Origin of the sequence: Arthrobacter sp. AFG20, assembly GCF_002892795.1 — a bacterium.
Classification (GTDB): Bacteria; Actinomycetota; Actinomycetes; order Actinomycetales; family Micrococcaceae; genus Arthrobacter.
Window position 1 is genome coordinate 275,575 of record NZ_PJMC01000004.1, and the last position, 16,139, is coordinate 291,713.

General features: G+C 62.9%; 18 protein-coding genes. 9 read left to right on the top strand and 9 right to left on the bottom strand.

Annotated elements, in window-relative coordinates:
- Positions 1 to 6: 6 nt before the first annotated feature.
- The gene (locus CXZ05_RS06675; protein WP_180987305.1) at positions 7 to 645 is read right to left on the bottom strand and encodes a hypothetical protein; all 639 of its coding nucleotides are present in this window, start codon (positions 643 to 645) and stop codon (positions 7 to 9) included.
- 873 nt (positions 646 to 1,518) lie between these two features.
- On the opposite strand from CXZ05_RS06675, the gene CXZ05_RS06685 reads away from it, so the two are divergent.
- Both CXZ05_RS06685 and CXZ05_RS06690 read left to right on the top strand, forming a co-directional pair.
- Entirely contained in the window at positions 1,519 to 1,815 is a 297-nt protein-coding gene (locus CXZ05_RS06685; RefSeq protein ID WP_102971823.1) for a hypothetical protein, read from the top strand.
- A gap of 20 nt (positions 1,816 to 1,835) precedes the next feature.
- On the top strand, positions 1,836 to 2,183 hold the full coding sequence (locus CXZ05_RS06690; RefSeq protein WP_102971824.1) for a VOC family protein: 348 nt from the start codon (positions 1,836 to 1,838) through the stop codon (positions 2,181 to 2,183).
- Here CXZ05_RS06690 and CXZ05_RS06695 read toward each other — a convergent pair.
- Both CXZ05_RS06695 and CXZ05_RS06700 read right to left on the bottom strand, forming a co-directional pair.
- On the bottom strand, positions 2,180 to 2,632 hold the full coding sequence (locus tag CXZ05_RS06695) for a hypothetical protein (protein WP_102971825.1): 453 nt from the start codon (positions 2,630 to 2,632) through the stop codon (positions 2,180 to 2,182). The two genes, CXZ05_RS06690 and CXZ05_RS06695, sit on opposite strands and share 4 nt — an antisense overlap.
- Before the next feature lie 2 nt (positions 2,633 to 2,634).
- Positions 2,635 to 2,892, bottom strand: coding sequence for a hypothetical protein (locus CXZ05_RS06700; protein WP_102971826.1), 258 nt, complete (start codon positions 2,890 to 2,892; stop codon positions 2,635 to 2,637).
- A gap of 266 nt (positions 2,893 to 3,158) precedes the next feature.
- Here CXZ05_RS06700 and paaA point away from each other — a divergent pair, with 266 nt between their 5' ends.
- Genes paaA through CXZ05_RS06730 form a run of 6 tightly spaced genes read left to right on the top strand, consistent with a single transcriptional unit; the run spans position 3,159 to position 8,064 of the window.
- Complete coding sequence (paaA, locus tag CXZ05_RS06705; RefSeq protein WP_102971827.1) at positions 3,159 to 4,175, top strand: 1,2-phenylacetyl-CoA epoxidase subunit PaaA; 1,017 nt, start codon at positions 3,159 to 3,161, stop codon at positions 4,173 to 4,175.
- Positions 4,172 to 4,555 (top strand): 1,2-phenylacetyl-CoA epoxidase subunit PaaB, encoded by a 384-nt coding sequence (gene paaB, locus CXZ05_RS06710; RefSeq protein WP_102971828.1) that lies wholly within the window; start codon positions 4,172 to 4,174, stop codon positions 4,553 to 4,555. Before paaA ends, paaB begins: the two co-directional genes overlap by 4 nt.
- The gene (gene paaC, locus CXZ05_RS06715) at positions 4,552 to 5,466 is read left to right on the top strand and encodes a 1,2-phenylacetyl-CoA epoxidase subunit PaaC (RefSeq protein ID WP_102971829.1); all 915 of its coding nucleotides are present in this window, start codon (positions 4,552 to 4,554) and stop codon (positions 5,464 to 5,466) included. The genes paaB and paaC overlap by 4 nt, the downstream gene beginning before the upstream one ends.
- A gap of 5 nt (positions 5,467 to 5,471) precedes the next feature.
- Positions 5,472 to 6,008 (top strand): 1,2-phenylacetyl-CoA epoxidase subunit PaaD, encoded by a 537-nt coding sequence (paaD, locus tag CXZ05_RS06720; protein WP_102971918.1) that lies wholly within the window; start codon positions 5,472 to 5,474, stop codon positions 6,006 to 6,008.
- 11 nt (positions 6,009 to 6,019) lie between these two features.
- Positions 6,020 to 7,246, top strand: a complete 1,227-nt coding sequence (gene paaE / locus CXZ05_RS06725; protein ID WP_102971830.1) for a 1,2-phenylacetyl-CoA epoxidase subunit PaaE — start codon at positions 6,020 to 6,022, stop codon at positions 7,244 to 7,246.
- 38 nt (positions 7,247 to 7,284) lie between these two features.
- Positions 7,285 to 8,064, top strand: coding sequence for an enoyl-CoA hydratase/isomerase family protein (locus tag CXZ05_RS06730; RefSeq protein ID WP_102971831.1), 780 nt, complete (start codon positions 7,285 to 7,287; stop codon positions 8,062 to 8,064).
- Here the strand turns inward: CXZ05_RS06730 and CXZ05_RS06735 are convergent.
- Positions 8,061 to 8,507, bottom strand: a complete 447-nt coding sequence (locus tag CXZ05_RS06735) for a VanZ family protein (protein ID WP_258006474.1) — start codon at positions 8,505 to 8,507, stop codon at positions 8,061 to 8,063. The two genes, CXZ05_RS06730 and CXZ05_RS06735, sit on opposite strands and share 4 nt — an antisense overlap.
- 121 nt (positions 8,508 to 8,628) lie before the next feature.
- Here CXZ05_RS06735 and galU point away from each other — a divergent pair, with 121 nt between their 5' ends.
- A complete protein-coding gene (gene galU / locus CXZ05_RS06740; RefSeq protein ID WP_102971833.1) occupies positions 8,629 to 9,519 on the top strand; it encodes a UTP--glucose-1-phosphate uridylyltransferase GalU in 891 nt (296 codons plus the stop codon).
- 127 nt (positions 9,520 to 9,646) lie between these two features.
- Here galU and CXZ05_RS06745 read toward each other — a convergent pair whose 3' ends face one another.
- The 5 genes from CXZ05_RS06745 to CXZ05_RS06765 form a co-directional block, all read right to left on the bottom strand.
- Positions 9,647 to 10,270 (bottom strand): LPXTG cell wall anchor domain-containing protein, encoded by a 624-nt coding sequence (locus CXZ05_RS06745; protein ID WP_102971834.1) that lies wholly within the window; start codon positions 10,268 to 10,270, stop codon positions 9,647 to 9,649.
- A gap of 168 nt (positions 10,271 to 10,438) precedes the next feature.
- Positions 10,439 to 12,208, bottom strand: a complete 1,770-nt coding sequence (locus CXZ05_RS06750) for a DUF4012 domain-containing protein (protein ID WP_258006475.1) — start codon at positions 12,206 to 12,208, stop codon at positions 10,439 to 10,441.
- 107 nt (positions 12,209 to 12,315) lie between these two features.
- Entirely contained in the window at positions 12,316 to 13,629 is a 1,314-nt protein-coding gene (locus CXZ05_RS06755) for a UDP-glucose/GDP-mannose dehydrogenase family protein (protein ID WP_102971836.1), read from the bottom strand.
- Between the two features lie 46 nt (positions 13,630 to 13,675).
- Positions 13,676 to 15,112, bottom strand: a complete 1,437-nt coding sequence (locus CXZ05_RS06760; protein WP_102971837.1) for a sugar transferase — start codon at positions 15,110 to 15,112, stop codon at positions 13,676 to 13,678.
- A 59-nt stretch (positions 15,113 to 15,171) separates the two neighbouring features.
- The gene (locus tag CXZ05_RS06765) at positions 15,172 to 16,134 is read right to left on the bottom strand and encodes a GDP-L-fucose synthase family protein (protein ID WP_374754631.1); all 963 of its coding nucleotides are present in this window, start codon (positions 16,132 to 16,134) and stop codon (positions 15,172 to 15,174) included.
- Between the last annotated feature and the right edge of the window lie 5 nt (positions 16,135 to 16,139).

Genomic DNA, 16,139 nt, shown 5'->3' on the forward strand with positions numbered 1-16,139 from the left:
CCCGGTCTAGTAGAAGCGCATGAATGATGGCGCGCGGGGTGGACCCGGCCGGTCCAGGGCTTTCGGCGGATCCGGTGGATGCCGGGGTTTCGGCGGTGTTGCCGGAGGCTTCGACGGGATGGGAAGGCATGGGTAGTCGTAGTCGAAACGTCCCGCGGTGAACTGCGTCAGGGCAACGGTTCCGCCGGATGTGAGGGGCGGAGAGGAACAGTAGGCCCGGGCAGAGGCTCTGGAGGTTGCCCCGGCGATCCAGCTGTTGAGTTTGTTCAGGTTGCTGCCGGGACCAACGGTGCCGGCAATTTCGCGGAACTGGTACGTGGTGGAATAGATGCCAACTTCTGCTCCGATGCTCTGCAGGTATGCGGTCATGCCCTCCAAATCTGCGGCGTTGGCTGCACGGTCGGGTGACCAGCTGTTCCCGGTTTCCACATCCAACCACCAGATATGGTGTGCGGCATCGCTGACGCCGCGGTGGTTGACGTCGTCGTAGGCCATGGCATACCCGAACATGTACGCACAAGCCGCGGTGTCGGTGCCGTCGCACTCCCCGTAGGGGTTTCTGACGTTGGCTCCCCGATAGGCGTTTGATCTGGGCCACCAGTGGGCTGTGGCTCCGGGATTGGCTGTATTGACATACAGTGCCACGGGGGTCCCCTTCGCCGGACCCGAAAAGCGGGCTGCCCAGGCCAGCTGCGCGGCCAGGCAGGGATTCGTGGTATGCGGCCGTCCGCCGTTTACGCCGATGACGGCGAACCCCTTAGGTTCAGGAAGATCGCTGCCGCACTGGGGCCAGGAGATGTCGTAGCCCAGCACGGCGTGGTCAGGCGGCGGGGAACCCCCTGCGCCTGCCGCTGGGACCTGGGCAACCTGCCAAGCGAACAAGAGACAGGCAACGACGAGGGTTCGTCCGGCTTTCATTGGGGCCCCGGTAGTCGTGCGGTCAGAACCGCAATAGTCCCTGGGCCGCGAAGCGCTCGACCCCCGAGGACGGGCCCGGCCGCGGCCCAGGACGTTGCCAGGCCCTTGATATGGACCGCGCGGTAAAGGTCCGTGAGCCCGAGAAGATTCATTGGTGCCAGCCTCCAAAGGGCCCAGACCGGAATGACACCTCCGATGCTAAGCAGGGCAGCGTGGGAAAACCTTGCGATGGGCGCTCTGCTTGCGTGCGGTGCCAGCTCCTTGATCAGCTGGATTCCGCGGGCACGCGCTGCAGGATCAACGGGCACCAGTGCCGGATCGGCCAGCAGAACGGTGTCGCCGAACGACAGCTCCCCCATGAGGAATTCCCCCGGCGTCCGCTCGTCCTCCGGAACGGGAGTGAACCCGGACTCGAACAGGGAGTGATGGTCCCAGATCTGGTTCTTCAGCCACCCCGAGCTGAAGGGTCAGGACGGCGCCGGATACACGCCCAGCGCTTGCCGGGCCGCCGCGGTCCAGGGCGGGCGCCATTGACATCCCGGATGACCGGGTCTATTGCTTGGCGTGTCCAGCTCAATCCGGATCATCCAAGGAGCAGTTATGAACGCCGCACCGTACGGAATCGTGCACTTCTTTGCAGGGGGTACCAAGGAGCAGTACGACGCCTCAATCGCCGCTGTTCACCCCGGCGAGGGGCTGCTGCCCGACGGCCAGATCTTCCATGCGGCCGGCGCCTCTGCCGGTGGTTGGACCATCATGGCCGTCCATGAGTCGAAGGAGAGCTGGGAGAAATTCCGCGACGGCATCCTCATGCCCCGGATGCAGCAGGGCATCGAGGGCGGGTTCGCGGCCCCTCCCGAAGAGACCGCCATCGATCTGTACAAGGTCATGCCCTAGCGATCCGAAAGGACACTGCGATGGCCGCCATAGTCAACTACTTCGAGATCGGTTCGCCCGACCCGGATGCCGCACGGAACTTTTACGGCTCACTATTCGAATGGACCTTTGGGGAACCCTCGCCGGCCAGCTATCGGATGGTGAACGGCGACAAGGGCGGTCTGTGGGACACCACCTCGCTGGGCGGAAACGCTTGGGCCATCTTCTATGTGCAGGTGGACGATGTGAAGGCGGCGATCGCCGAGGCCGAGTCCCTCGGTGCGAGCGTCGCCGTCCCCTTCGTAGACAATGGAGCCATTGAGTTCGCGCACCTCCTCGACCCGCAGGGCAACCGCTTCGGCGTGTGGCGGCCGAAACAGTCGGCCTAAGCCGGGTTCTGCCGCCAGTGGCTATTCCGGCAGTTCCATCTGGAAGCCGCAGTCGCACCTGAGGACCGGGTGGCGAGGTAAACATCCAGGGTGTCCCCATCCGTGCTTCCGGTGGACAGGGGAGCGGAGAGCCGCCGGAGTTCCGACCCGGCTTTCCGCATCGGCTGTCCACAGTGGATGTAGTGTCCGCCGAAGATCAGCACGTCCCCTGTCTGGTCGGCACGGGCCAGGACCATCGATAGATCCGCGGCCTGGGCGGGATGCTCACTCAAGAGCCCGCATCGGCTGCAGGTGTAGGCGACGAGGACGATCTCCGGCGGCGAGTGTTGCAGCCCGGTGACGGACCTGATGGTGAGATGGCGGTCGGTGCCGCAGTGTCCGCACATCACCGGGGGCACACGGTGCCGGCCGGTTCCGTCCTGGCGGAAGCCATGGAAACCCGGTGCCATGATCAGAGGGCGAACGGGTAGCTGGAGAGGATGTAGTCCGCTGCGGCGCGTCCCTTCATCCTCAGTCTGCCCTTGCGGACATTCACCCCGCACAGGCGCATTCGTGCCCTGAAGACGGCGGGGCGTTTGGGTTTCACGCCCTGGAGCAGGCACCAGCTTGTATACAGCCCGTACAGGCAGTCCGGCCCCAGGGGGCTGTCGGTGTCTGCGGCGGGGGTGGTGGCATCATGAAGGAACTGCTGGAAATGGGAGGTGGCCACGTGAGGCTCTTTCCTCGGGGGTGCACGACGTCCGCCGTGAGGCTGCAGCGGGTCTCCCCCGGCGGTGCACGATGCCGGAGGAGGTGCCTGCGGAAACTTCAGCCACGCAGAAACCCTGCTTTGAAAAATACTCCTGTTCTCCGGACCTGTACATGGTTCGGGCAGGGCAGCACTTGTGTTGCTTGACGCCCTTCGCCGCTTCCGCATATCCTGAACGAACGGTCGGTAAATAATCCGAGTACGGACGTGAATGCATAGGAGCAACCATGGCAGCGCAGAATCTGCAGTCAGTGCCTGACCAGCCGGCAGCCCCCCAGGAAGCGAAGGCCCAGGACCAGCTGGAGGCCGACGGCCAGGCGTATTTTGACCGCGTCATGGCCGACGACTCCCGCATTGAGCCCAAAGACTGGATGCCGGCCGCCTACCGCAAGACACTCCTGCGCCAGATCTCGCAGCACGCGCACTCGGAGATCATCGGCATGCAGCCCGAGGCCAACTGGATCTCCCGCGCCCCCAGCCTGAAGCGCAAGGCCATCCTCATGGCCAAGGTCCAGGACGAGGCCGGCCACGGGCTCTACCTCTACTCCGCCGCCGAAACCCTGGGCCAGTCCCGCGACCAGATGATGGACGACCTCATCGCCGGCAAGGCCCGCTACTCCTCGATCTTCAACTACCCGGCCCTCACCTGGGCGGACATGGGTGCCATCGGCTGGCTCGTCGACGGCGCCGCAATCTGCAACCAGGTGCCGCTCTGCCGCGCGTCGTACGGCCCCTACGGCCGGGCCATGGTCCGAATCTGCAAGGAAGAATCCTTCCACCAGCGCCAAGGCTTCGAGATCCTGCTGGAACTCTCCAACGGAACGCCCGCGCAGAAGCAGATGGCCCAGGACGCCGTGAACCGCTGGTACGCCCCGGCCCTGATGATGTTCGGCCCGCCGGACGACGATTCCCCCAACTCCAAGCAGTCCATGGCCTGGAACATCAAGCGCTTCAGCAACGATGAGCTGCGTTCGCGGTTCGTCGGCATGATGGTGGAGCAGGTCAGGGTCCTGGGCCTCACCCTCCCGGACAGCGAGGTCCGCTTCAACGAGGACACCAAGAAGTGGGAACACGGCCCGCTGGACTGGGACGAGTTCAAGGAAGTCCTGGCCGGCCGCGGCCCCTGCAACTCGCAGCGGCTTGAGCGCCGCCGGCAGGCGCACGACGACGGCGCCTGGGTCCGCGAGGCAGCGGCGGCTTACGCACACAAAAAGTCAATGAAGACAAAGGAATTCGCAGCATGAGTCCCCATGGCAACCCGGAAGTTCCGGCCAGCTCGGCCACTGAAATCAACCGCGAGGCTCCAAAGGCGAGCCCGACGGCCGCTCCCGCCGAAACCAGCGGCAATGCCTGGGGCCTCTGGGAGGTCTTCGTCCGGTCCAGCCGCGGGCTCTCCCACGTGCACGCCGGCAGCCTGCACGCGCCGGACGCCGCCATGGCCCTGCGCAACGCCCGCGACCTCTACACCCGCCGCAACGAGGGCGTGTCCATCTGGGTGGTCCCGGCGGACGCCATTGCTTCCAGCGACCCGGACGCCAAGGGCGCGTTCTTCGAATCGCCGCAGGGCAAGGACTACCGGCACGCCACGTACTACACCAAGAGCGAGGGAGTGAAGCACCTGTGACGGCTCCGGAACAAACAGAGACCGCAGGCCACGGTGACATCTCCGTCGGCGTCGCGGGCGCAGGCGCCAGCGGCGACGGGTCGGCCAGTGCCACCCGCATCACCCCGGGCAACGCGCTCCGCCCGGAGGACATCGCGCTCGAGGTCCGCACCGGCCTCGCCAGGCCCACCGGGGACGTGGCCGAGTACGCGCTGCGCCTCGGCGACGACGCCCTGATCCTCGCCCAGCGCCTGGGCCACTGGATCTCCCGCGCTCCCGAACTGGAGGAGGACGTGGCCCTGGGCAACATCGCCCTGGACCAGCTGGGCCACGCCCGCTCGTTCCTCAGCTACGCCGCCGGTGTATGGGACAAAACCGAGGACGACCTCGCCTACTTCCGCCGCGAGCACGAGTTCCGCTCCGCGCACCTGTTCGAGCAGCCCAACGGGGACTTCGCCGTCACCATCGCCCGGCAGTTCGTGGTGAGCTACTACCAGTTCGAGCTGTACCGCCGGTTGACCGAATCCACGGACGCCACGCTGGCCGCCATCGCCGCCAAGGCCGTGAAGGAAGTGGACTACCACCGCGACCACAGCGCCCAGTGGGTCCTCCGCCTGGCCGGAGGAACGGACGAATCCCGCAAACGGATGATCCACGGCCTGAAGCTCATCTGGCCCTACGTCGGTGAGCTCTTCGAGGACGACGAGCTGGTGACCCGTCTGGCCGAGGCGGGTGCCGCCGTCGAGCCTTCCAGCCTGGAGGCGGACTTTGACCGCCTCACCGGCGAGGTCCTCAAGGAGGCCGAGCTGGAGGTGCCGGATGTCCCGGCAGCACCGGGCGGCGGCCGCCGGGGCAAGCACTCCGAACACCTGGGCTACGTCCTCGCCGAGATGCAGGTGCTGGCCCGCGAGCATCCGGGAGCCAGCTGGTGACTGCCGTGTACATCTCGGACTTCGAGACCAAGGCCGGAGTCACCGCCGAGCAGAAGGCGTGGGCCGTCGCCGCCACCGTCTGCGACCCGGAGATCCCGGTGCTCACCATCGAGGACCTGGGCATTCTTCGCGCTGTGCGGCTGTTCGACGACGGCGGGCTGGTTCCCGCTGTCCAGGTCACCATCACGCCCACGTACTCGGGCTGCCCGGCCATGGACGCCATCCGCGACGACCTGAAGGCCGCCTTCCACAAGGAGGGTTACCCCAGCGTGCACGTGGAGCTGGTGCTCGCCCCGGCCTGGACCACGGACTGGATGACGGACGCCGGCAAGGCCAAGCTGCAGGAGTACGGCATCGCCCCGCCGTCGGGCAGGGCCGCCCTGGGCCACAACGGCCCGGTCCGCCTGAGCCTGGCCGTGAAGTGCCCGCAGTGCTCGTCGCTGAACACCAAGGAACTCACCCGCTTCGGTTCCACCTCCTGCAAGGCGCTGTACGTGTGCCAGGACTGCAAGGAACCGTTCGACTACTTCAAAGTCCTGTAAGGAAAAAGCCCATGCCCGTTGTCCGCCAGACCGCCGCCGAATCGGCGCAGGCCACCGGCCGCCGTCGTCCGTCCTTCCATACCCTCACCGTCGCGGAGGTGCGCCGGCTCACCGAGGACGCCATCGAGGTGACCTTCGCGGTCCCGGCCGGGCTCGCCGGGCAGTTCGACTACCTGCCGGGCCAGTACGTGGCCCTGCGCACCACGCTGCCGGATGAGACCGGCGAGCCGAAGGAAATCCGCCGCAGCTACTCCATCTGCGCCGAGCCGCGCAGCTTCGCGGACGGCAGCAGCGAGATCCGGGTGGCCATCAAGAAGGACCTGGGCGGGCTGTTCTCCACGTGGGCCAACGCCGAGCTGAAGGCCGGGGACACCCTGGAGGTCATGAGCCCCATGGGCGCGTTCGTGTCCAAGCACGGGCGTGACGGGCAGGCCGTGGACCAGAACGTCATGAACTCCATGAACCATCCGGAAGATTTGGCGGGGGAGCCGGGGAACTTCGTGGCCATCGCCGCGGGCTCGGGCATCACGCCGGTGATCGCGATCGCCCGGACGCTGCTGGCCGCCAGCCCCGACACCCGGTTCGACCTCATCTACGCCAACAAGGCCGCCATGGACGTGATGTTCCTCGAGGAGCTCGCAGACCTGAAGGACAGGTACCCGCAGCGCATGGCGCTGCACCACGTGCTCTCCCGCGAGCAGCGGATCGCGCCGCTGCTGAGCGGCCGGATCGACGCCGAGAAGCTGCGGGCGCTGCTGGGCACCGCCATCCACGCGGACGACGTGGACGAGTGGTTCCTGTGCGGGCCGTTCGAGCTGGTGCAGCTGTGCCGGGACACCCTGGCCGAGCGCGGCGTGAAGCCGGAGCACGTCCGGTTCGAGCTGTTCACCTCCGGCAAGCCGGACCGGCCCGAGGGCAACGCCGGCCGGCCCGTCATCGAGGACGAGTCCAAGGAGACGTACAAGATCACGTTCAAGCTGGACGGCCTGCAGGGCGAGGTGGCCAGCCCCACGCACGCCCGCGAGTCCATCCTCAACGCGGCGCTGCGGGTCCGCCCGGACGTGCCGTTCGCGTGCGCCGGGGGAGTGTGCGGCACCTGCCGCGCCAAGGTGGTCACCGGCACCGTGACCATGGACGAAAACTACGCGCTGGAGCAGGACGAGCTGGACAAGGGCTACGTCCTGACCTGCCAGAGCCACCCCACGAGCAAGGAAGTCACCGTCGACTTCGACGTGTAGCTTTCTGTCCCGCCCTTCCCGGTCTCAAAGGAGCAGCCATGATTTCCCTTTCCATTGCCGACGGCGTCGCCGAAGTGGTCCTCAACGCCCCGCACAAACTGAACTCGCTGGACGAGCAGGCGCTGGCGGATCTGTCCCAGGCATACGACGACGCCGCTGCCGCCGCCTCGCGCGGTGAGGTGCGGGCGCTGCTGCTCAGGGGAGAGGGCCGCGCCTTCTGCGCCGGCCGGGACATCGCCGGCGTGACCCCGGAGAACGACGACGCCGAGGCGTACCTGGGCGGGCTGGTGCAACCGCTGCTGCAGAAGATGACCGCCTTCCCGGCCCCGACGTTCGCCGCGGCGCAGGGTGCGTGCCTGGGCGTGGGCCTGGGGCTGCTCCTGGCGACGGATGTGGTGTATGTGGCGGAGAACGCGAAATTCGGTTCGCCGTTTGCCAAGCTGGGCGCGACGCTGGATTCGGGAGGGCACTGGTACTTCACCGAGCGGCTGGGCATGCACCGGACGCTGGACCTGATCTACACGGCCGAACTGATCTCTGGTGCCGCAGCAGTGGCCCAGGGGATGTTCAGCCGGGCGTTGCCTGCGGACGAGCTGTTGGACACCACGCGTGCCATCGTCACGAAGGTGGCCACCGGTGCGACAGGCGCGTTCAAGGCGAGCAAAGAATTGGTGGCGCATATCCGCGACCAGCATCTGGGCCTGTGGGCGTCGATGCAGGAGGAGAACGCCGAGCAGGCGCGGCTGTGCAAGACGGAGGACTACGCCGAGGGCTTCCGGGCGTTCCAGGAAAAGCGCGAGCCCAACTTTAAGGGCTAACCAATCTTCGGGGGCCGGGCAGGCTTAGGCGGCGGGGCCGGCTGAGTTTCGCGAAACCACTGCTCCACCACGCCCAAAACCCAAACCCCCAGCATCGCTCCGGCCGTATTCGCCACGATGTCCATGGCGCTGGGAAACCGGTCGTGCAGGAAGAGCTTCTGTCCCAGTTCCATGCAGCAGGAAGCCAGTAAGCCGGCCAGCACGATGCGCCCCCGATGAAACGTCGGGAAAGCCAGGGCTGCGAGGATGCCGATAGGGGCAAACAGCAGGATGTTGGAGGCGAATTCCACGAAGCTGTAGTTGATCAGCTCGGGCAGACCTGAGTGGTGAAGTGCGAACAACACTGTCTGCAGGCGTCCAGCCACTGGCCGGTCAACAGGGGTTGGCCAGAACGCTACGAACGCGAGGGCGGCCAGGTACAGCGCCAGAAGCACACGTGCCATCCCTGTAGCGTCCGCTCTACTCCATTTCCCCATACAGAAAAGCTACGGGAGTGTGCGTCAGCGCCGAAATCTAAGGTCCGAAATTTCACTTTTTGCAAGTCAATTTTGTACAGTTCGTCCCATGACATTGGGGAAATCAGTTCGTAAAGCAGTTATTCCGGCCGCGGGTTTGGGTACGCGCTTCCTGCCCGCCACAAAGGCGATGCCGAAGGAGATGTTGCCGGTAGTCGACGCACCGGCCATCCAGTACGTCGTAGAAGAAGCCATCAGTGCCGGCTTGGATGACGTGCTCATGATTACGGGCCGCAACAAGCGGGCGCTGGAGGACCACTTCGACCGGGCGCCTGCCCTGGAGCGCACGCTCGAGCTGAAGGGCGACCAGGCTCGCCTCGACGCCGTCCAGCATGCCTCCGGTCTGGGGCCCATCCACTACGTCCGGCAGGGTGAGCCCAAAGGACTTGGACACGCAGTCCTGTGCGGCCGCCAGCACGTCGGAGACGAGCCGTTTGCGGTGCTGCTCGGCGACGATCTAATCGACGAGCGCGACGAGCTCCTGACCACGATGATCGAGGTCCAGGCCAAGACCGGCGGATCGGTGATTGCCCTGATCGAGGTGGAGCCGTCCCAGATCAGCGCGTACGGTTGCGCCGACATCACAGCCGTTGATGGTGAAGGCTACGTCCGCGTCAACAGCTTGGTGGAGAAGCCGTCAGTGGACGAGGCACCGTCCAACCTGGCAGTCATCGGCCGCTACGTGCTGCACCCGGCCGTGTTCGACGTCCTTGAGAGGACCGAGCCGGGCCGCGGCGGCGAGATCCAGCTGACTGACGCTTTGCAGACCCTTGCCGCAGGCGAGGGTGAGGGGTCCGGCGTGCACGGCGTCGTCTTCCGCGGGCGCCGCTACGACACTGGCGACAAGCTGAGCTACCTGAAGGCCGTCATCACGCTGGCCTCCGAGCGGCCCGAGTTCGGCGAGGATCTAAAAGCCTGGATGAAGAACTTCAACGGTTAAAAGGCTAACGAGCGAGGCCTCGACGATTGTCGGGGCCTCGCTCGTTAACGTGTAATGGTCTGAAACAAGGAAGGGACCCGTTCCGAGTCCGGAACGGGTCCCTGCTTTGAAGCATGGAGCCTAACGCTTAGGCAGATGCCTCAGCGTTAGCGCGGCGGCGAACTACGACCACCGAAGCGGCACCGGCGACCAGTGCACCGCCACCAACCAGCGACCAGAGAACGAGGCTGGAGTCAGCACCAGTGTTAGCCAAGCCTGCGCCGCTGCCACCAGTGTTGGAGAGGCCAGTGCCGTTGTCTGCAGCGTTGACGACGCCCCTGTCCGCGCCGGCAACGACGGTGACGCTCTGCGTTACGGTGTGGCCGGAAGTGTTGCCTACTGCGGTCAGCGTGTAGGTGCCAGGCCGGCCCAGGCGGATCGGGGCGGAGAAGGAACCGTCAGCCGCCGCCGTCGTGGTAACGGTCTGCGGTGCTGCCAGGACATTGATTTTGGACGGAACCGACATGCTGGCCCCACCCGAGAAGCCGCCACCCAGCGCCTGCGGAGTGCTGGTCAGAGTGATGGTAATGGTGATGGTTTCGCCAGCCAGGAAGCCGGTTCCGGAGAATGTGAAAACTTCACCCGGAGCAACAGTACCGTCGGACACGGTTCCCGTTCCCGTTCCCGGCGCCGGGTAAGTGGCCAGTGCCGGTGCAGCACCGGCAAGTGCGATGGTTCCTGCAAGCGCGAGCGCAGCAAAAGACTTCTTCATTTGTCCCCCCTGAGACCTGTTAACACGGATGTCACATAATTGTGGAGATTCCCCATCCCCATGTGACCGTGGGGCGAATCTCGTGGTGTTACCCATGGAAAGATTACCATCCTGACAAGGGTGTCTCCAAAGTCAATCCAGACACTTTACATACTGTTAATGAGTTGGCTACGCAGACGGTTGGCATTGCGCCGGAATCGTGTCCAAAACAACATCTTTCAGGGCCTGAACTGTTGGCGTTACAGACAGTTTCGGTGGCGTGTGCTGCACTATCTTGCCGAACGTGAAATCAACGGTGCTGCTCTCTCCTGGGGCGAGACGGACTGTGACAGAACCTACTGGTCGGCCGCTGTGACGCTGGGAGGCGAAGCTAGTTTTCTTGCCTGCCACCAGCACTGTTTCCACGTTCGACTGAACGGGTCCGTACGCGATGACGTTGGTCTGAACACTCCCTGCTGGAACACCGAACGCGCCACCACCAGTCACGTATTCGGGCAAAGAGGTCGCTGCGTCCTTCGGTGCCGTATTGGTGCTTGTGATGCGCACTTTGATCTCCGAGTAGCCACCAGCAGGGCATTCCTCGATTAGTTGCACAGTTCTCTTCACGTGGTAGTCCATTTTTGCGCCGGTGCCATCGTTGAAGTACACGCCGAAATGGGCAGGGGAGATGCCGGTACCGGTAATGGAACCGCCCAGTGTGTATTTGGAGATGACGGCCTCCTCGTCGCTGTCGGAGGACCACAGAAGAACTCTTCCCTCGGATGCTCCACGAGTCAGTCCATCAAGTAGCTTCTTGGTATCGCCGCTCCCCGACGACACTTTGGAAAACACTTCCTGGGCGACACCGGCGAAGTAAACGTCCTGCAGCTCGGGCTCCGAGATCTTTGAGTAAACATCTGAGAGCAAAGTCGGAACCACGTTTTTTGACGTGAGTTCCGCCGGCAGGTTGCCTTGACTGATTTCTTGAAGATGGGGATCGTTGACACGGACAGGGCCCGTGGCATCCAGGACGTAGCTGAGCGCGACAGGGTCGATGGAAAGAACGCCGTTTAGCTGCTCGCCGGTCTCTTTTTTCCACATTGTCTGGGCAGTCTGCGCAGCTGTCGGAAAGTCAGGAGTCAGGTTCACGTCCTGCATGAACTTGCCGAGACGCGCTGAGAAGATGCTGCTTTGCTCCGGGTCCACGCTCACAACAGGATTAAAGGCCCCCAGGGCGCTAGCGCTGGTTTGCGAATCGAGGGAAAGCTTTCCATTATCGACATTCAGAACAGCCAGTGCGCCAGGAATTCCGCCCGTGGCCCGTAACTCGGCGTTGTTTTGGATGAGCAAAAGGTAGTGCCTCGATGATTTCTCGCCCATCATCCCCGGCAGGACCCTGGCGGCGTCGGCCGCGGAGTCCAGGCCGACTCGCAATGACTGGAGCTGTTCTCGAGCGTGAATGAGAGGGGTAGAGATTTGCGGCATCAGCGCGTCCGCGTTGATGCCATTCAGCCGGTCTGACGATTGACGTACGGCCAGAGCTGCGGAAGCGAGCTGGGGCTGTGCTGCCGCTAGCGGTCCTAGGTCCAATCCTTGCTCGTTCGGCAGAAGCGACTTCCAGTCAAGCGTCTTGAGGATGCCCACCAATGGCGCGGCGCCCAGTTTGGCGACGTCGTCAGCCGATGCAGCGATCTCGCTCGTTGCTTGAAAGTTAGCTCCGAACCAAGGCATTGCCGAAGCCATCATCCAGACCGGATCAGTGGCCGCCTCCCGTGCTCTGGAAGTGCGTTCCTGAAGCTCTCTCACGGTGACTTCCGCCGCGTTTCCGTCGTCAGTGAGAACGTTGTTCCGCAGCTTTGGCACCAATTCGTTTGCGGCATTCAGGTCAGTACTGATGGCGGCTGCCTTGAGTCCCAACCACGCGGCCCCGGCCAACGTCAGGACAGCCAGCGCAGCCACTCCCGTGGCTACGAGCAGAAGTCGGCGGCGGCGCGGCCCTGACTCGTCGGTGGTCGAGATGCCGGTCCCACCGGAGTCGGCAGCGGCATCGTGTGAATCTGACAACGCTATGCCCGCCCTAGTCCACGATAGGTCCAGCCAGCTGCCCGCCATTTTTCAGGGTCCAGTACGTTTCGTCCGTCAAGGATACGTGGGGAGCCCACCCGGCTCAGAAGAGCATAGGGATCCAGGTTTCGGTACTGCTCCCACTCGGTCAGAAGAAGTAATGCGTCAGCCTTCGAGATTGCGCCATACATGTCCGACTCGAATTGCAGCTCGGGAAACCGCTTGGCAGCGTTCTCTAGTGCCTTCGGATCGGTCACCGAAACCACCGCTCCTTGGAGCTGGAGTTGGGCTGCGATACTCAGTGCTGGCGAATCCCGTACGTCATCACTTTCTGGCTTGAATGCGGCCCCAAGAACGGTGATTCTCTTACCAAGCAGCGTGCCGTCACAGAGCTCGCGTGTTAGTTCCACGACTCGCGTTCTCCGACGCATATTAATGGCATCGACCTCGCGCAGGAATGTTAGTGCCTGATCTGCCCCGAGTTCACCCGCACGAGCCATGAAGGCCCGGATGTCCTTGGGGAGGCATCCACCTCCAAAACCAATACCGGCGTGGAGGAATTTCCTCCCGATACGGTCGTCCATGCCGATGGCGTCAGCCAGACGGATGACGTCCGCTCCGGACGCTTCGCAAACTTCCGCCATGGCGTTGATAAAGGAAATTTTCGTGGCGAGGAAGGAGTTTGCTGCGGACTTGACGAGTTCCGCGGTGGGGTGGTCCGTGACAAGCCGCGGAGTACCTGCTGCCAGGGGCGATGCATATACGTCATCAAGTATCGCGACGGCTGGGTGGTCCTCTGAGCCATCTGGAACGCCATAGACAAATCGGTCAGGCTGAAGAGTGTCTGCGACAGCATGTCCTTCGCGGAGAAACTCCGGATTCCACACGAGATGTGAAGCGGGTTCCTCCTCACGGACAAGTTGCGCCAGACGAGCCGCTGTCCCCACGGGAACAGTTGACTTGCCTACGACGACGTCTCCGGGCGACAAGTACGGCAACAAGGCCAAGGCGGCAGCATCGACGTAGGTCATGTCGGCGCCGTTTTCCCCCTTCTTCTGTGGCGTGCCCACACAGATGAAGTGAACTTCACTACCAGCCGCAGCCGATACGTCCGTTGTAAATGACAGTCGGCCTGTGTCCTGGACTTCTCGGAGAAGTGCCTCCAGCCCGGGCTCATAAAAGGGCGCGCGGGCCGCCGACAGTTCGAGGATTTTTTGGTCGTCTACATCGATACCCACAACTTCATGTCCCAGTTTTGCCATGCAAGCCGCGTGCACTGCACCGAGATATCCGCAACCAATGACTGAAATGCGCATGATGAAAATTCCTTCCCAGGAGGCCTGACGTCCGCGCGGCGAATTGCTAGTAGGCGCCGGTGCTGTGAAATACAGCGCGGACGGTTCGCAAGATAATGATGAGGTCGCCGGCCAATGACCAGTTCTCAACGTAGTACAGATCGAGTCTTACAGAGTCCTGCCAAGACAGATTTGACCGGCCGCTGACTTGCCAAAGTCCCGTAAGACCGGGCTTTACCAACAATCTTCGGCGCACATCCTGCTCGTAGGCTTCAACTTCACGCGGCAGAGGTGGCCGCGGTCCTACGAGGCTCATCGAACCCGCCAGTATGTTGAATAACTGAGGAAGCTCGTCAAGGCTGAATTTACGGAGGACGCGACCAATTCGCGTAATCCGGGGGTCGTCCTTGATCTTGAAAAGAATTCCGTTGCCTTCATTCCGATGTGACAGTTCGGCCAGCCGATCCTCTGCATCCGTCACCATTGAACGGAACTTGAGCATATTGAAGTGCGTCCCCTCAATACCCACGCGAACTTGCCTGAAAAGTACGGGTCCATGCGACTCAGCTCTGACCAGAAGGGCGACGACCGCCATGATGGGTGCAGCCAAGATTATCAAGGCCGCAGAGACAACGACGTCGAACAGACGCTTGGCAACTCGCTGCCCACCTTCGAGAGTCGGCGTTGTTACATGAATAAGAGGAAGGCCGGCAACCTGCTGTGTGTGGATCCTAGGTCCTGCGATATCTGTGAGCGCGGGCGCCATGATGAGCCCCACATTGCGTGAAGCCAATTCCCATCCCAGATGCCTCAGTGTCTGTGGATGCAGTTGGACCCCAGCAGAAACGGCAACTGCGTCCGCGCCGCAGAATTCGATAGCTTCAATTATTGAACCTGCATCGGGCCTGTGACCCAGCACCGGTAACCCACACTCCAGCTCGAGGTCCCGCCCTTCGTAGGCGCCTGGCATGTAAGCAGCTACGGGGAGATATCCGGCGTGCTTGGCCGTATCGAGGGAAGACGCCAGATGCGCGACGGCACTAGGCCCCCCGAGAAGAAGTAGCCGAGACATGCTGTGCCCGCGCTGCCGGTTGACGTTGAGGTGCTGCCTGATCAGCCACCGCCCTATCAGCAGGCCCAATAGCCCTACCGGAAGTGCAACTCCAACGTATCCCCTTGCCGTGTCGACGCGGAAAACGTACGAGACGATGGCGACAAGCCCGAACAACCAGAGTGAAGCGGCCGCAACGCGCTTGTATTCGTCTGGCCCAGAACCGAGAACGCGGGTCTGCCGGCTGTTCCAAGCCCCCAGCATTAGCCACCAGACGACCGCCAATGCCACGGACAGCCATGCATACGCAAATTCCTGGCCGGCTACTACAAAATCCGGTTCAAGGCCGAACCTGATAATGAAGGCGCCTACCACTGCCCAAACGACGACGAACGCATCAACAACGCCCAGGAGGCGAGAAGATCGTGTACGCCAATCAGCGCCCGCAGGCATCAAGTTTCCCCCAATTCAAAGCGAACTCACCGAGACTCTGGTGTGATGAATAACGTCGATTAGCCCCGTAGGGATTCGAGGTTTTCCCGGTACCAGTCGACTGTTGAGTGAATCCCTTCTTGAAGTCCGATGGAGGCCGACCAGCCGGCCTCTGTCAGCTTAGATACGTCAAGCAGCTTGCGCGGTGTTCCATCAGGTTTGGAGGCATCCCATCCGATGTCTCCCTGATATCCGACGGCCTCTGCAACCAGGGATGCGAGCTCCTTGATCGTGACGTCAGTTCCGGTCCCAACGTTGACCTGCGAAGGCCCATCGTAGTTTTCCAGGAGGTGGAGGCAGGCCGCGGCCATGTCATCAACATGGAGGAATTCCCGCCTAGGCGAGCCTGTACCCCAGTTAGTTACAGTTTCAGCTCCCGCACGGGCCGCTTCGTCGTAACGCCTGATCAGGGCGGGAAGGACATGCGACCCGTTAGGTGAGAAATTGTCGCCGGGGCCATAAAGATTGGTCGGCATCGCCGATATCCACGGAAGACCGTACTGTCGGCGGATCGCCTGAATCTGCATAATGCCGGCAATTTTGGCGATTGCGTAGGCATCATTTGTCGGTTCAAGGTAACCGGTGAGGAGCGAGTCTTCTCGGATGGGCTGCTCTGCAAACTTGGGATATATGCACGAAGATCCCAGGAAGAGAACTCGTTCCACACCGTGCTCGCGGGCAGCATCCAGTACATTCACCTGAATGCGCAGGTTATCGCTCAGGAAATCTACGGGGTAAGTGTTATTGGCGAGAATGCCACCGACCTTGGCCGCAGCAAGCACGACGTAACGCGGAGTGTTTTCCGAAAAGAAGGCGAAAACCTCGTCACGGTTCTTCAGATCGAGTTCCGCTGACGTGCGTCCCACGAGGTTACTAAAACCTTCTTTTTCAAGGTTTCGCCAGATTGCCGAGCCGACCAGTCCCCGGTGACCTGCAACATAGAACGACGCCGAACGCTCTAGTGGGGCGGGCACGAAGTCCAAGTCCC

Excerpts from the sequence above, each read along its gene's own strand:
- CXZ05_RS06745 (WP_102971834.1), bottom strand. The coding sequence starts at position 10,270 with ATGAAGAAGTCTTTTGCTGCGCTCGCGCTTGCAGGAACCATCGCACTT.
- CXZ05_RS06690 (WP_102971824.1), top strand. The coding sequence starts at position 1,836 with ATGGCCGCCATAGTCAACTACTTCGAGATCGGTTCGCCCGACCCGGAT.
- paaB (WP_102971828.1), top strand. The coding sequence starts at position 4,172 with ATGAGTCCCCATGGCAACCCGGAAGTTCCGGCCAGCTCGGCCACTGAA.
- CXZ05_RS06695 (WP_102971825.1), bottom strand. The coding sequence starts at position 2,632 with ATGGCACCGGGTTTCCATGGCTTCCGCCAGGACGGAACCGGCCGGCAC.
- galU (WP_102971833.1), top strand. The coding sequence starts at position 8,629 with ATGACATTGGGGAAATCAGTTCGTAAAGCAGTTATTCCGGCCGCGGGT.
- CXZ05_RS06735 (WP_258006474.1), bottom strand. The coding sequence starts at position 8,507 with ATGGCACGTGTGCTTCTGGCGCTGTACCTGGCCGCCCTCGCGTTCGTA.
- CXZ05_RS06755 (WP_102971836.1), bottom strand. The coding sequence starts at position 13,629 with ATGCGCATTTCAGTCATTGGTTGCGGATATCTCGGTGCAGTGCACGCG.
- CXZ05_RS06685 (WP_102971823.1), top strand. The coding sequence starts at position 1,519 with ATGAACGCCGCACCGTACGGAATCGTGCACTTCTTTGCAGGGGGTACC.
- paaE (WP_102971830.1), top strand. The coding sequence starts at position 6,020 with ATGCCCGTTGTCCGCCAGACCGCCGCCGAATCGGCGCAGGCCACCGGC.
- CXZ05_RS06760 (WP_102971837.1), bottom strand. The coding sequence starts at position 15,112 with ATGCCTGCGGGCGCTGATTGGCGTACACGATCTTCTCGCCTCCTGGGC.
- CXZ05_RS06730 (WP_102971831.1), top strand. The coding sequence starts at position 7,285 with ATGATTTCCCTTTCCATTGCCGACGGCGTCGCCGAAGTGGTCCTCAAC.
- paaA (WP_102971827.1), top strand. The coding sequence starts at position 3,159 with ATGGCAGCGCAGAATCTGCAGTCAGTGCCTGACCAGCCGGCAGCCCCC.